Genomic DNA, 13,303 nt, shown 5'->3' with positions numbered 1-13,303 from the left:
CATGCTATAATGTGATAACGTTGAAAAGAAAACGAATATCTTACAATAGAAAGGCGGAACACCAATGCAGGTATTGTACAAGAGCACCAGAGGAAAAGAGCAGGCAGTTACAGCGTCTATGGCCATACTTAAGGGCCTTTCTGAGGACGGCGGACTGTTCGTGCCTGAAAGCATTCCACAGCTGGATGTACCAATGGACAAGCTGGCACAGATGACCTACCAGGAGACAGCATATGAGGTAATGAGCCGTTTCCTTACAGATTTTACTGAGGATGAGCTTAAGAACTGTATCAACAAAGCATACGACAGTAAATTTGATACAGAAAAGATTGCACCTCTTCATGAAGCGGATGGGGCATATTTTCTGGAACTGTTCCATGGCGCGACCATCGCATTTAAGGATATGGCACTTTCCATCCTTCCGCATCTGATGACAACTGCAGCGAAGAAGAATAATGTTAAGAATGAGATCGTGATCCTTACCGCAACATCAGGAGATACCGGTAAAGCTGCCATGGCAGGCTTTGCAGATGTGCCTGGAACGAAGATCATTGTATTTTATCCGAAGCATGGTGTCAGCCCGATCCAGGAGAAACAGATGGTAACTCAGAAGGGTGCCAACACTTATGTGGTAGGTATTACCGGTAACTTTGATGATGCCCAGACTGCAGTTAAGAAGATGTTCAATGATCACGAGCTGGCAGCAGAGCTGGATCAGGCGGGCTTCCAGTTTTCTTCTGCAAACTCTATCAACATAGGTCGTCTTGTTCCTCAGATCGTGTATTATGTATATGCCTACGCATCACTGGTACGTGACGGCAGGATCAAAGACGGACAGGAGATCAATGTGGTAGTTCCTACCGGAAACTTCGGAAATATCCTTGCTGCGTACTATGCGAAACAGATGGGACTTCCGATCCACAAGCTGATCTGTGCATCGAATGAGAACCGTGTTCTTTATGATTTCTTCCGCACAGGAACTTATGACAGAAAGAGAGATTTCATCCTTACGACATCTCCTTCCATGGATATCCTGATCTCCAGCAATCTGGAAAGACTGATCTATCGTCTTACCGGAGAAAATGCTGAAAAGTGTGCAGAGCTTATGAAATCTTTAAGTGAGGGCGGCGAATATACCATTACTGACGAGATGAAAGCACAGCTTGGTGATTTTTATGGCAATTTCTGCAGCGAAGATGAGACTGCACAGGCCATCAGTGATATCTACAAAGACAGCAATTATGTGATCGATACGCATACAGCGGTTGCAGCCGGCGTATATAAGAAGTATGTAAGTGAGACAGCGGATTATCTTCCGACAGTGATCGCTTCTACTGCAAGTCCGTATAAATTCACAAGAAGTGTTATGGAAGCACTTGGCGAGGAGCATAAAGATCTGGATGATTTTGGCCTTGTAGACGCATTAAGTGCGCTTTCCGGAGTACCTGTTCCACGTGCAGTTGAAGAAATCCGTACTGCGTCGGTCCTTCATGACAGGGTGGTAGATGCAGTGGATATGCCGGCAGCAGTAAAGGATATCCTTAAGATCAAATAATAATTGATAATAAAATCAGTAAGAAAATGTATTTTCTGTTGAAAAAGCACAAATACTGGTTTATAATAAAAACAACGAAAACCGAATCCTGGAATGTTCGATCCCCCTTTTCTTTTTGAACCTACATTGACATTTTGGGAATCCAAAATCGCAGGTTGGATGTCAGACCTCACGTCGTGGTAGGCAGAAGACACTGTTGAGGATACCCACCTAGCATCTGCTAGGCGTCAAAAATAAGGGAACGGCATCCCGGGATTAATCGGTTAAAGACATAGAGCCGGTTAGTGGCTCTTTTTTCATATATGGGAGGAATTAAAACATGAGTGTTTCTGAAAGGAAATTTGGGACACTTCCTACAGGGGAAGAAGTAAAGATCTATCATCTTGAGAATAAAAAAGGTGCCTATGCTGAAGTGCTTCAGTATGGTGCGATCCTGGTGAAGATATGTGTTCCGGATAAGAACGGAGATCTGAAGGATGTGGTTCTTGGATATGACGATATCCGGGGATATGAGACTAATGGATGCTTTTTCGGTGCAATCATAGGAAGAAGCGGAAACCGTATCGAGAATTCCAGATTTTTTATTGATGATAAAGAAGTGGTTCTTGCAGAGAATGAGAATCATAACAATCTTCACAGCGGTCCGGATGGCTTTGAGAAAAAGCTGTGGGGAGTAAAGGAAATTTCCCAGGAGAAGAACAGCGTGGATTTCTTCCGCATCAGTCCGGATGGAGAGAACGGATTTCCGGGAGAATTTTCCATTGTTGTGAAATATGAATTCACAGAGGAAAACGAACTGAAGATTTTTTACAGAGGACGCTCTGATGCAGCTACCGTTGCCAATATGACCAACCATTCTTATTTTAATCTGAACGGAGAAGGCAGCGGAGATGTGCTTGACCAGGAAGTATGTATTCATGCGAAGTATTTTACTCCGGTAAAAGACAGCCAGTCCATTCCTACTGGTGAATATGCACCGGTGGCGGGAACACCGATGGATTTCAATGTTTCCAAACCGATCGGCAGAGATATTGAGGCGGACTTTGAACAGCTGAAGTTTACAGGCGGTTATGACCATAACTATGTGACAGATAATTATGCAAAGGGCAATGTCCGTTCGATTGCGACTGCATACTGCAGGGAATCCGGTATCGGTATGGAGGTTTCCTCCGATTGCCCGTGTGTGCAGTTCTATGCAGGCAATTTTGTTAAGGATGAGAAGGGGAAGAACGGTCATGTTTATCATGAACGTTATGGATTCTGCCTGGAGACACAGGTGGAGCCAAATGCAGTCAATGTGGAGGATTTCCATTCTCCGATCCTGCTTCCCGGTGAAGAGTACAGCTCTGAGACGGTTTACCGTTTCTTTGTGAAATAACAGATAAACAGAATTAAAAGAGGTGCGAGAAGGCAATGCAGATACGTGTGGCAGAAGAGAGGGATGCAGCAACACTTTTAGAGATTTATTCCTACTATGTAGAAAAAACTGCGATCACATTTGAATATGAAACACCTTCCATAGAAGAGTTTACGCAGCGAATCCATGATATAAAGGTGAAATATCCGTACATTGTGGCAGAAGAGAAGGGAGAGATCCTGGGGTATGCCTATGGTTCGGCGTTTCACCCGAGGGCTGCTTATGGCTGGTGCGCAGAGATGTCTGTTTATGTGAGACATGACCGGCGGGGCAGCGGTGCAGGAGGCAGACTCTATCGAGCCCTGGAGAGTCTTCTTGCAGAGATGGGAATTCTGAACCTGAATGCCTGCATTGCAGTTGCACTAAAAGAAGATGAATACCTGACCAATGCCAGTGTGGATTTTCATAAACATTTTGGTTATAAGCGTGTGGGAGAGTTCCACAGATGCGGCTATAAGTTTAACCGTTGGTATAATATGGTATGGATGGAAAAGATGATAGGCGAACATAAGAGCCTGCAGCCGGAAGTAAAGCTTTTTCCGGAAATCCAGGATAAGATCGGATTTGAACGTTTTTCCTGGTAAAAAAAAAACCTGAGGGAGGTCAGCATGGACGAGGAAAAGAAAAATATAATCCAGCTCATGCTGGGATTTGTGCGCAGGACAAACGGAGATCATGTCAGTGCATATGCGGCCCAGGCAGCGTATTTTCTGATCATGTCTTTTATCCCGTTTATACTGTTTCTTACAACGCTGATCCGTTATACACCGTTAAGCTATAATGTTGTCAGGGATGCCATCATCGGGTTTGTGCCCGGAAATCTGCAGACCTTTGTGCTGAGCATTGTGGTAGAAGTATACAAAAGAAGTACAGCCATCGTGCCGTTGTCTGCGCTGATGGCGCTCTGGGCGTCCGGAAAGGGAATGCAGGCGATCACCAATGGTTTAAATACCATTTATCATGTAAAGGAAACCCGAAACTGGCTGATGACCAGAATCTATTCGGTTTTTTATATGCTGTTGTTTGTGCTGGCGATCATTGTCACTCTTCTGGTTCTGGTTCTTGGTAACCGGATCCAGGTAGCTGCACAGAGAACCATTCCGATTCTTGGGAGGCTGCTGGCCAAGGTTATGGGGGCCAGGACATTGCTTGTATTTGCCGTGCTGTTTGCAGTGTTTCTGGTTCTTTATAAAGTACTTCCAAACCGAAAGGCAACCTTTAAAAGCCAGCTTCCGGGTGCATTTATGATCGCAGTGGCGTGGATGATATTTTCCTACGGATTTTCCCTGTATTTTGCATTTTTTCCGGATTTCGGAAATATGTACGGAAGTCTGACTGCGCTGATCATGGTAATGCTGTGGCTGTATGTGTGTATGAACCTGCTTCTTTACGGGGCGGAGATTAATGCCTACTTCGAAAATGAATTCCGAAAGGCCCAGAGATCTGTAAAAACACTTCTTTCCAAGAAAGAAAATGAAAAAAACAGTACCAAAGAATCCTGACTTTGCGCTTGACAGAAGACAGACCTTGTGGCATAGTATTAAAAGACAGAAAAGCTGTGAAGGTGTTTATAGAGGATCGTTTTCTCACAGAGAAGGGAAGTCACCGGCTGTAAGCTTCCCCGAGTTCAGATGGTTCTTGAATTTCCCACCGGAGCTTCCTCTCTGAAGTAACAGTAGGAGATGACGTAAGCTGCGCGTTAAGCAGACAAGAGGTGCCCGTGATCTTTTCATGGGAAACTGGGTGGTACCGCGGATATTCCGTCCCTTTTATAAGGGGCGGTTTTTTTATTGCCCATATCTGGATCTTCGGGGTGGGCGGCGGATCATTTGATCATTTTAATTAAAGGAGAAATAGACCATGGATATGAAAGAAAGACTTCAGGAACTGGCTGAAAATGCCAGAAAACGGATCGAGGAATCCGAGGGCCTGGATAAGCTGAATGATGTGCGTGTTGCATATCTTGGAAAAAAAGGTGAGCTTACTGCAATCTTAAAAGGTATGAAGGATGTTGCTCCGGAAGAGCGTCCGAAGGTTGGGCAGCTTGTCAATGAGACAAGAGCTAAGATCGAAGAACTTCTGGAAGCCTCCAAAAAGGATTTCGAGGAGAAGGTCCGTGAGGAAAAAATGAAGGCAGAAGTGATTGACGTAACACTTCCTGCAAAGAAAGCAAAGATCGGTCATCGCCATCCGAATACTATCGCTCTGGAAGAAGTTGAGCGTATTTTCATCGGAATGGGCTATGAGGTTGTGGAAGGTCCGGAGATTGAGTATGCGGACTACAACTTTACAAAGCTGAATATTCCGGAGGATCATCCGGCAAGAGATGAGCAGGATACATTCTTTATCAATGATTCCATTCTGCTCCGTTCCCAGACATCACCGGTGCAGGCACGTGAGATGGAAAAAGGCAAGCTTCCGATCCGTATGATCGCACCTGGCCGTGTATTCCGTTCTGATGAGGTAGATGCAACACATTCACCTTCCTTCCATCAGATCGAGGGTCTTGTTATTGATAAGAATGTTACGTTTGCAGATCTTAAGGGAACCCTTCAGGAGTTCGCAAAAGAGCTGTTCGGACCGGAGACAAAGACCAAATTCCGTCCGCATCATTTCCCGTTCACAGAGCCGAGCGCTGAGGTTGATGTTTCCTGCTTCAAATGCGGCGGAAAGGGCTGCCGTTTCTGTAAAGGTTCCGGCTGGATCGAAATCCTTGGCTGTGGTATGGTTCACCCGAATGTTCTCCGTATGTGCGGGATCGATCCGGATGAGTATACAGGATTTGCCTTTGGTGTAGGTCTGGAGCGTATCGCACTTCTGAAATATGAGATCGATGATATGCGTCTTCTCTATGAGAACGACAGCAGATTCCTGAAACAGTTCTAAAACAGTGAACACGGATCATGAGTATCCGTCTGACAGTAAATATAGAAAAAAGAAGGGACAACCAAAATGAATACTTCATTATCTTGGATTAAAACATATGTGCCGGATCTGGATGTAACGGCACAGGAATATACAGATGCCATGACCTTAACAGGCACAAAGGTAGAGGGCTTTACAGAGCTGGATGCAGATCTTGATAAGATCGTGATCGGTCAGATCGATAAGATCGAGAAACATCCGGATGCAGATAAGCTGATCATCTGCCAGGTAAATATCGGAACTGAGAGTGTGCAGATCGTAACAGGCGCTCCAAATGTAAAAGAAGGAGATAAGGTTCCGGTTGTTCTTGATGGTGGACGTGTTGCAGGCGGCCACGATGGAAAAATGACTCCCGGAGGTATCAAGATCAAAAAAGGCAAACTCCGTGGCGTGGAGTCCTTTGGTATGATGTGCTCTATCGAGGAACTTGGAAGTACCAGAGAAATGTATCCGGAAGCACCGGAATACGGAATCTATATTTTTCCTGAGGATGCAGTTGTGGGGGAGAGCGCTGTTAAGGCACTTGGCCTTGACGATGTGGTATTTGAGTATGAGATTACTTCCAACCGTGTAGACTGCTACGGCGTTCTTGGAATCGCAAGAGAGGCAGCAGCAACCTTCCAGAAGAAATTCTGCCCGCCGATTGTAGAGGTTAAGGAAAATGATGAGAAAGCTTCCGATTATGTAAAGGTTACTGTAGAGGATCCGGAGCTTTGCCCGCGTTACTGCGCAAGAGTTGTAAAAAATGTCAAGATCGGTCCGTCCCCGAAGTGGATGCAGAGATGTCTGGCTTCCAATGGAATCCGCCCGATCAACAACCTGGTTGATATCACAAACTATGTAATGGAAGAGTTTGGACAGCCAATGCATGCATATGATCTGGATACCATCGCAAATAAGGAGATCGTTGTACGCCGTGCAGGAAAAGATGAGAAATTCGTCACACTGGATGGCCAGGAGCGTATCATGGATGAGAACGTTCTGATGATCTGTGACGGTGAGAAGGCTGTCGGCATCGCAGGTATCATGGGTGGAGAGAATTCCATGATCACAGACGATGTAAAAACGGTTCTTTTTGAGGCGGCGTGCTTTGATGGAACCAGCATCCGTCTTTCTTCCAAGAGGATCGGACTTCGTACAGATGCATCCGGTAAATTTGAGAAGGGTCTTGACCCGAACAATGCACAGGCTGCAATTGACCGTGCATGCCAGCTGATGGAAGAGCTTGGTGCAGGTGAGGTTGTAGGCGGAATGGTTGATGTCTGCAGCGAGACAAGAGAGCCATCCAGAGTAAAATTTGAGCCTGAGAAGATCAACAAGCTTCTTGGAACCAGCCTTACAAAAGAAGAGATGATCGATTATCTTGGACGTGTAGAACTGGCTTATGATGAAAAAACAGACGAGATCGTTGCACCGACATTCCGTCAGGATATCCACTGTAATGCAGATGTTGCAGAGGAGGTTGCAAGATTCTATGGCTATGATAAGATCCCGATGACACTTCCTACAGGAGAGGCTACTACAGGTAAGCTGCCATTTAAGCTTCGTATCCAGGAGGTTGCAAGAGATATCGCAGAATACTGCGGATTCTCAGAGGGAATGTCCTATTCTTTCGAAAGCCCGAAGGTATTTGACAAGCTTTGTATTCCTGAGGACAGTGATCTTCGTAAAGTCATCACCATCAGCAATCCTCTTGGAGAGGACTACAGTATCATGCGTACAAGCACACTGAACGGTATGCTGGCATCCCTTTCCACAAACTATAACAGACGTAATAAAGATGTTCGTCTTTACGAGCTTGGAAATATCTATCTTCCGAAGTCCCTTCCGGTCACAGAGCTTCCGGATGAGCGTACCATGTTTACACTTGGAATGTACGGAAAAGGCGATTTCTTTGATATGAAGGGTGTATGCGAGGAGTTCTTCGAGAAGATCGGAATGAAGAAAAAGGTTACCTACGATCCAAACAGCGGAAAACCATTCCTTCATCCGGGAAGACAGGCTAACATGATTTACGAGGGTAAGGTAGTTGGATACTTAGGTGAGGTTCATCCGGCTGTTGCAGATAATTACTCTATCGGAGAAAAAGCATATATCGCAGTGATCGACATTCTGGATGTTCTGGAATTTGCTGGTTTCAACCACAAATATACAGGAATTGCCAAATATCCGGCTGTAACTCGTGACCTGAGCCTTGTAGTTCCCCATGCAGTTCTCGCAGGACAGATCGAGGAGATTTTTGATCAGAGAGGCGGAAATATTCTTGAGAGTTATCAGCTGTTCGATATCTACGAGGGCGAACAGATTGAGAAAGGTTTCAAATCCATGGCTTATTCTCTGGTATTCCGTGCCCATGACAAGACTCTTGGTGAAAACGAGATCTCCGCAGCAATGAAAAAGATCATGAATGGTCTTAACGGACTTGGAATCGAGCTGAGAAGCTGATGCTGATCTACATTGTAAGACATGGCCTGACTGAGTGGAATAAATTAAAAAAGCTTCAGGGTGCAGCGGATGTACCTCTTGCGAAGGAAGGGATCCTTCTTGCAGAAAAAACCGGAGAAGCTCTCCGTGATGTGAAGTTTGATATCTGTTTTACAAGTCCGCTCTCAAGGGCAAAACAGACAGCAGAATATGTTCTGGGGAAACGTGATGTTCCGATCATACCGGATAAGCGGATCCAGGAGATCGATTTTGGTGTGTTGGAGGGTGATCAGGTAAGAGATGCAGATGGCAATTATATCGATCCGCAGATCGAGACTTTTTTCCGTGCTCCGGTAAATTTTAAACGACCGGAAAAGGGCGAGGATATTTTTGATGTGATCGCCAGGACAAAGGATTTCTGGGATGAAATAACATCAGATCCGACTCTTGCGGATAAAACAATTCTTGTTGCCTCTCATGGATGTGCAGTCCGTGCTCTTCTTCAGAATGTAGATCCTGATCCGGAGAATTTCTGGAGAGGCTCCGTGCCGCCAAACTGCTGTGTTAATCTTGTGGAAGTAAAGAATGGAAAGACAACGCTTCTGGAAGAAGATAGAGTTTATGCATAGAAAATAATGAGAAACGCAGAATAACTGTAATGGCTGTTCTGCGTTTCTTTTTTTGCTTGTTTTTATTGGTAGAATTTCACAGGTTATGATTGACTAATTGAGATAAAATGAGATAAAATGAGATAAAATATATAAAAGTAATGAATAATTCAGAAAAATAAAAGTTAAACTTTACTAATTATATAAAGATGCAGAATTGTGTTGGGATTATATGAAATCATTTAACCAAGTGCGGATTGCGAATATCCGCCTACGGATAGAGGATAATTACTGATAGTGATGTGATATATGGAATGGGGTGAGTATATGCAGTCATTAAATGAGACAAAAGCAGGGGAAAGCTACACGATCAAGTGGATGACCGGAATGCCGGAGACTATGGAACAGATCAGGCAATATGATGTCAGTGAAGGAAAGACCGTACAGATCATAAGCAGGATACTTGGCGGAGTGATCGTAGGTGTTTGCGGACGCAGGATCCTGATCAGCGATGATGCAGCCTGCCGTATAAAAGTATAAATAAAAGTATAAAATAGAAAAAAGACGAAAGGACAATTCTTTTGGCGAAGGAATTGTCCTTTCTGGTTGTTTTAGGGAAGATGTTATGATAGTATGGGAACAAAAGAGTAACTTTTTTCAAAAATAAAGACAGGGGAGGCATATTATGGGAAAAAAGTTTATGAATACAGCGCTGTTTCTGGCAGTAACAGTGGTCGCGGCAACCCTGACTGCTTATGTTGGAAAAGGCTCCGGGAATGTGTTGCTTTATAATTTTACATTTCTGGGACTTATGCTGATCATATACGCAGTGGGGCTTTTTGCAGGTTTATATCGGATGGATAACCTGTCAAGAGCACTGAAGCATGGCGCTGGTGAGATCACAGAAGTGTTTCAGCTTCCGGGAAGAGCCAGAAAAGAAGAGATTGGGCAGCTGCGAGGGATTTTCGGTGACCGCTATCTCGACAAAAAGATGGATGATTTTGTTGATAGCATCAGCAGAACGGAAGAAGGGATCGCTGAAGTAGAGGATTTTGTGAATATTGAGGATGTAGATGTACATATCCACAAGAGACTCCTTGAGATGGCTCCGGACATTTTTACAAGCCTTGGTATCCTTGGAACATTTATCGGTCTTGTGTGGGGACTTAAGAATTTCCAGCCCACAGATTATGAAGTGATGACAAGCTCGGTATCCGCTCTTGTAGATGGCATCAAAGTTGCGTTTCTGACTTCCATTTATGGAGTTGCACTTTCTGTTGTGTACACATTTGGGATGAAAAGCGGATATTCTGCGATGTCCCAGGCGATGCAGGATTTTCTGGATCGTTTTCACGCACTGGTGCTCCCTACTGCGGAGAATGAGTCCTGGAATCTCCTTGTTTCCAGCCAGAAGACACAGACAGAAGCCATGAAACAGATGGCGGAACAGTTTTCTGTGCAGATGGCAGATAGCTTTGAGAAAGTGATCACACCTACTTTTCAGAAGATGAATGATTCTCTGGACGTTCTTACCGCGTCTGTGACAAAAGGGCAGCAGGATGCGATCCGGGAGATCCTGGATACGTTTTTAAGCGAGATGCATGGTTCCTTTCAGATGCAGTTTGAAGATTTTAATGATGCTCTGGCAGAACTTAAGAAGGTGCAGAAGGAGAATACAGAATATACATCAGAATTGTACAAGACCATGAGCAGTCAGCTGAGTGAAACTTTTACGAAGCAGGAACGTGCCATGAAGGATGCCATTAAGGAAATCGATGAGATGCAGAGCAGTTATATGAAGACTGCAGACCGTATTATCCGGGATAATCAGATGATCCAGCAGCTGCAGAAACAGGATTACGAAAAGTTTGCCCGGCATATGCATGAAAATGAAAAAGAATCCGCAGATCTCTGGAAAAACTGCAATGCATCTATGCGCCAGTATGTGGACAGTGCTGCAGAAGGGATGAAAGCAGTTGCGGATTCCAATAGGATCAGTGAGGAGCTTCTTCGTGAAGATAAGAAGATGATCGAAGATTTTGAAGCCAGAGTGAAAGAATTTACTGAGAGCCAGAAGATGGTCAACAGTGTTCTGGATGAGGTACGCAGGCTTCTTTCTGAGATCAAGACGGCAAAAAATAACCGTGATATCCATCTGATCGCCGGACAGCCCTGGGGCTATGGAAGCAATGCCGGTATCCAGGAACTTAAGGATAAGCTGACGGGTCTGGAGGATCTTCTGGAAGGACAGGGTGCAAGACAGGAAGCGCTGCTGGATGAGATCGAGCGCAGTATCCGTGAGGCAACGAAGGCAGCACAGAAAAGCCGTTTTGGTTTATTTAAATAAGAGAGGAATTGTCAATGCGCAAAAAAAGAAAGCCGGAGGAGCATGGGTTTAATGTCTGGCGTTCTTATTCGGATATGATGGCAGGAGTTTTGCTGCTTTTTGTTCTGATCATGTGTGTGACACTTTTTCAGGCACAGAAGAGCTATCAGGACAGTCTGAAGGAACGGGATGAAAAAATCGCTCTTCAGGAAAAATATACAGAAGAGCTTCTTGAAAAACAGAATGCGCTGGATGAGCAGGCAGGAACATTAAAGAGCCAGGATGAGCAGATCAAGTCCAAGGACAAGCAGATCAAATCTCAGGATGAAGAACTGTCTTCTCTGGCGGAGAAGCTTGCCAAACAGCAGGAAACACTGGAGGCACAGCAGGAAAAGCTGAAAGAACAGCAGAAAAAGCTGTCCTCTCAGAAAAAGAAGCTTTCCAGCCAGCAGGATACACTGAAAGAGCAGCAGTCTGCGCTGGATGAAAAAACAGAGCTTCTGGAAGAGCAGCAGGAGAAGATCGACAAGATCATCGGCGTGAAAGCGGAGGTTGTGGAAGCTTTGCAGAAGGAATTTGAAAAAAAGAACCTCAATGTGGATATTGATCCACAGACAGGTGCGCTGACGCTGAATGCCAATGTTATGTTTGATTATGATCAGGCAGAGCTTACCGATTCCGGTAAGATGACATTGTCTATGGTACTGCCGACATATTGTAAGGTATTGCTGGATGATTCCTATAAGAAATATCTTGGCGAGATCATTATTGATGGTTATACGGATACAGACGGAGATTACAGTTATAACCTGGAGCTGTCACAGAAGAGGTCTCTGGCAGTAGCGCAGTATCTTTTGGATATTAAGAGTGATTTTCTGAAGGATTCACAGGTTCAGGAACTGAAGGATTGTCTGACAGTGAATGGGCATTCCATGTCAGATCCGGTTCTGGATGCAGATGGAAATGTAGATAAGGGTGCGTCCAGACGTGTAGAGGTAAAATTCCGTTTGAAGGATGAAGAGATGATCCAGGAACTGAATAAGATCATGCAGGGAGATTCTGCAGAGTCCGACAGTACTGCTCAGAAAAAAGAAAAGAATCAGAAAGAAAATCAGGATAATAAGCAGTAATAAAATATGGCTGCTTTATATTTTTTAAGGAGGATTGGGTATGAAAAGAAAACTGGCATTGATGCTGACAATGACGCTTCTGGCTGGCAGCCTGGATTCGGGAATGCTGGTCAGTGCAGCTGATTTTTCAGCAGAAGAGAGTGTGGAACAGGCAGTGGAAGAGGAGCTTTTTCCGGCTGTACATTCCTTTCTTCCATCCACATTCTGGATAATGGGGTGGTGGTAGAAGCAGGTGCATTTAAGCAATGTACAAGTCTTACCCGTATCCATATCCCTGCATCAATGGTTACACATGGTTATGTGGGTGAGAGTTCGGCGTATCCGGGAATTTTTGCGGGAGATACAGGGCTGACGACGGTCACCTTTGTGAAAGGGATCACAAAGATCGCCAAGTACAGAACTCGCCTTCGGCTCAGACAGCAGGCTCTGCCGCAATAACGCCATCTCCCGCAGCCCAAGTAGTAATCACCCCTCCTCCGCAGCAGCCCGGCTCAGCGTACCACCATAAATATCGAAGAATACAGGGACCAGATCGGCCCAGCGTACCACTATAAGTACCGAAGAATACAGAAACCAGATCGGCACAACGTTCCATTCTGAGTACCGCAGCATACAGACAAAAGTCAACAACGCAGCACACACAACAACGCAGAACTCCTTCCGTGCCCAAGAGGGTGGGGGTGCAGGGGGAGGGCCTTCGGGCTACGGAACTCTGAGATGGCCTTCCCCCTGCATATTCCCGCATTGAAAATGCGACCGGCATAGCGCCATCCAGCGAAGAGACTTATTATTAAAAAACAACACGATAAACAACACAATAAACAACAATAAAGATAATCCTAAAATTACAAATAAGAATAAAAAATTGTCCTATAAAGATAAACTTCCAGGAAAATCTAAAAAAATTGAAATTTATGG

The 13,303-nt window shown here is 44.8% G+C and carries 12 protein-coding genes, 1 other RNA gene and 1 other annotated feature; all 13 genes read left to right on the top strand.

The features are described 5' to 3' along the window. The first annotated feature begins 64 nt into the window (after positions 1-64). Complete coding sequence (gene thrC / locus DWW77_RS15500; protein ID WP_118609074.1) at positions 65-1,555, top strand: threonine synthase; 1,491 nt, start codon at positions 65-67, stop codon at positions 1,553-1,555. An 82-nt stretch (positions 1,556-1,637) separates the two neighbouring features. Then, positions 1,638-1,815: non-coding RNA, 6S RNA (ssrS, locus tag DWW77_RS15495), on the top strand. Between the two features lie 59 nt (positions 1,816-1,874). Further along, positions 1,875-2,933, top strand: a complete 1,059-nt coding sequence (locus DWW77_RS15490) for an aldose epimerase family protein (protein WP_118609073.1) — start codon at positions 1,875-1,877, stop codon at positions 2,931-2,933. A 35-nt stretch (positions 2,934-2,968) separates the two neighbouring features. Continuing rightward, a complete protein-coding gene (locus DWW77_RS15485) occupies positions 2,969-3,556 on the top strand; it encodes a GNAT family N-acetyltransferase (protein WP_118515947.1) in 588 nt (195 codons plus the stop codon). Between the two features lie 24 nt (positions 3,557-3,580). Further along, positions 3,581-4,474, top strand: coding sequence for a YihY/virulence factor BrkB family protein (locus tag DWW77_RS15480; RefSeq protein WP_118609072.1), 894 nt, complete (start codon positions 3,581-3,583; stop codon positions 4,472-4,474). A gap of 47 nt (positions 4,475-4,521) precedes the next feature. After that, positions 4,522-4,743: a binding site (T-box leader), on the top strand. A gap of 95 nt (positions 4,744-4,838) precedes the next feature. Continuing rightward, entirely contained in the window at positions 4,839-5,858 is a 1,020-nt protein-coding gene (gene pheS / locus DWW77_RS15475; protein WP_118515952.1) for a phenylalanine--tRNA ligase subunit alpha, read from the top strand. A gap of 66 nt (positions 5,859-5,924) precedes the next feature. Further along, positions 5,925-8,342 carry a phenylalanine--tRNA ligase subunit beta gene (pheT, locus tag DWW77_RS15470; protein ID WP_118609071.1) on the top strand — a complete coding sequence of 806 codons (2,418 nt, stop codon included), beginning with the start codon at positions 5,925-5,927 and terminating at the stop codon, positions 8,340-8,342. Beyond that, on the top strand, positions 8,342-8,950 hold the full coding sequence (locus tag DWW77_RS15465; RefSeq protein ID WP_182431235.1) for a histidine phosphatase family protein: 609 nt from the start codon (positions 8,342-8,344) through the stop codon (positions 8,948-8,950). Before pheT ends, DWW77_RS15465 begins: the two co-directional genes overlap by 1 nt. Before the next feature lie 306 nt (positions 8,951-9,256). Continuing rightward, positions 9,257-9,469 (top strand): ferrous iron transport protein A, encoded by a 213-nt coding sequence (locus tag DWW77_RS15460; protein WP_044962386.1) that lies wholly within the window; start codon positions 9,257-9,259, stop codon positions 9,467-9,469. Positions 9,470-9,614: 145 nt separating this feature from the next. Beyond that, positions 9,615-11,276 (top strand): anti-phage protein ZorA-like protein, encoded by a 1,662-nt coding sequence (locus DWW77_RS15455; RefSeq protein ID WP_118609069.1) that lies wholly within the window; start codon positions 9,615-9,617, stop codon positions 11,274-11,276. Between the two features lie 14 nt (positions 11,277-11,290). Next, a complete protein-coding gene (locus tag DWW77_RS15450; protein ID WP_118609068.1) occupies positions 11,291-12,385 on the top strand; it encodes an OmpA family protein in 1,095 nt (364 codons plus the stop codon). A gap of 40 nt (positions 12,386-12,425) precedes the next feature. Beyond that, on the top strand, positions 12,426-12,611 hold the full coding sequence (locus DWW77_RS15445; protein ID WP_118609067.1) for a hypothetical protein: 186 nt from the start codon (positions 12,426-12,428) through the stop codon (positions 12,609-12,611). After that, positions 12,605-12,823, top strand: coding sequence for a leucine-rich repeat domain-containing protein (locus DWW77_RS15440; RefSeq protein WP_250789769.1), 219 nt, complete (start codon positions 12,605-12,607; stop codon positions 12,821-12,823). Before DWW77_RS15445 ends, DWW77_RS15440 begins: the two co-directional genes overlap by 7 nt. Positions 12,824-13,303: the final 480 nt, after the last annotated feature.

This window comes from Ruminococcus sp. AF17-12 (assembly GCF_003479245.1).
Taxonomy (GTDB): domain Bacteria; phylum Bacillota; class Clostridia; order Lachnospirales; family Lachnospiraceae; genus Blautia_A; species Blautia_A fusiformis.
The sequence above is the reverse complement of the archived record's forward strand: the minus strand, read 5'-3'. Positions and strand labels throughout refer to the sequence as shown.

Excerpts from the sequence above, each read along its gene's own strand:
- thrC (WP_118609074.1), top strand. The coding sequence starts at position 65 with ATGCAGGTATTGTACAAGAGCACCAGAGGAAAAGAGCAGGCAGTTACA.
- DWW77_RS15490 (WP_118609073.1), top strand. The coding sequence starts at position 1,875 with ATGAGTGTTTCTGAAAGGAAATTTGGGACACTTCCTACAGGGGAAGAA.
- DWW77_RS15485 (WP_118515947.1), top strand. The coding sequence starts at position 2,969 with ATGCAGATACGTGTGGCAGAAGAGAGGGATGCAGCAACACTTTTAGAG.
- DWW77_RS15480 (WP_118609072.1), top strand. The coding sequence starts at position 3,581 with ATGGACGAGGAAAAGAAAAATATAATCCAGCTCATGCTGGGATTTGTG.
- pheS (WP_118515952.1), top strand. The coding sequence starts at position 4,839 with ATGAAAGAAAGACTTCAGGAACTGGCTGAAAATGCCAGAAAACGGATC.
- pheT (WP_118609071.1), top strand. The coding sequence starts at position 5,925 with ATGAATACTTCATTATCTTGGATTAAAACATATGTGCCGGATCTGGAT.
- DWW77_RS15465 (WP_182431235.1), top strand. The coding sequence starts at position 8,342 with ATGCTGATCTACATTGTAAGACATGGCCTGACTGAGTGGAATAAATTA.
- DWW77_RS15460 (WP_044962386.1), top strand. The coding sequence starts at position 9,257 with ATGCAGTCATTAAATGAGACAAAAGCAGGGGAAAGCTACACGATCAAG.
- DWW77_RS15455 (WP_118609069.1), top strand. The coding sequence starts at position 9,615 with ATGGGAAAAAAGTTTATGAATACAGCGCTGTTTCTGGCAGTAACAGTG.
- DWW77_RS15450 (WP_118609068.1), top strand. The coding sequence starts at position 11,291 with ATGCGCAAAAAAAGAAAGCCGGAGGAGCATGGGTTTAATGTCTGGCGT.
- DWW77_RS15445 (WP_118609067.1), top strand. The coding sequence starts at position 12,426 with ATGAAAAGAAAACTGGCATTGATGCTGACAATGACGCTTCTGGCTGGC.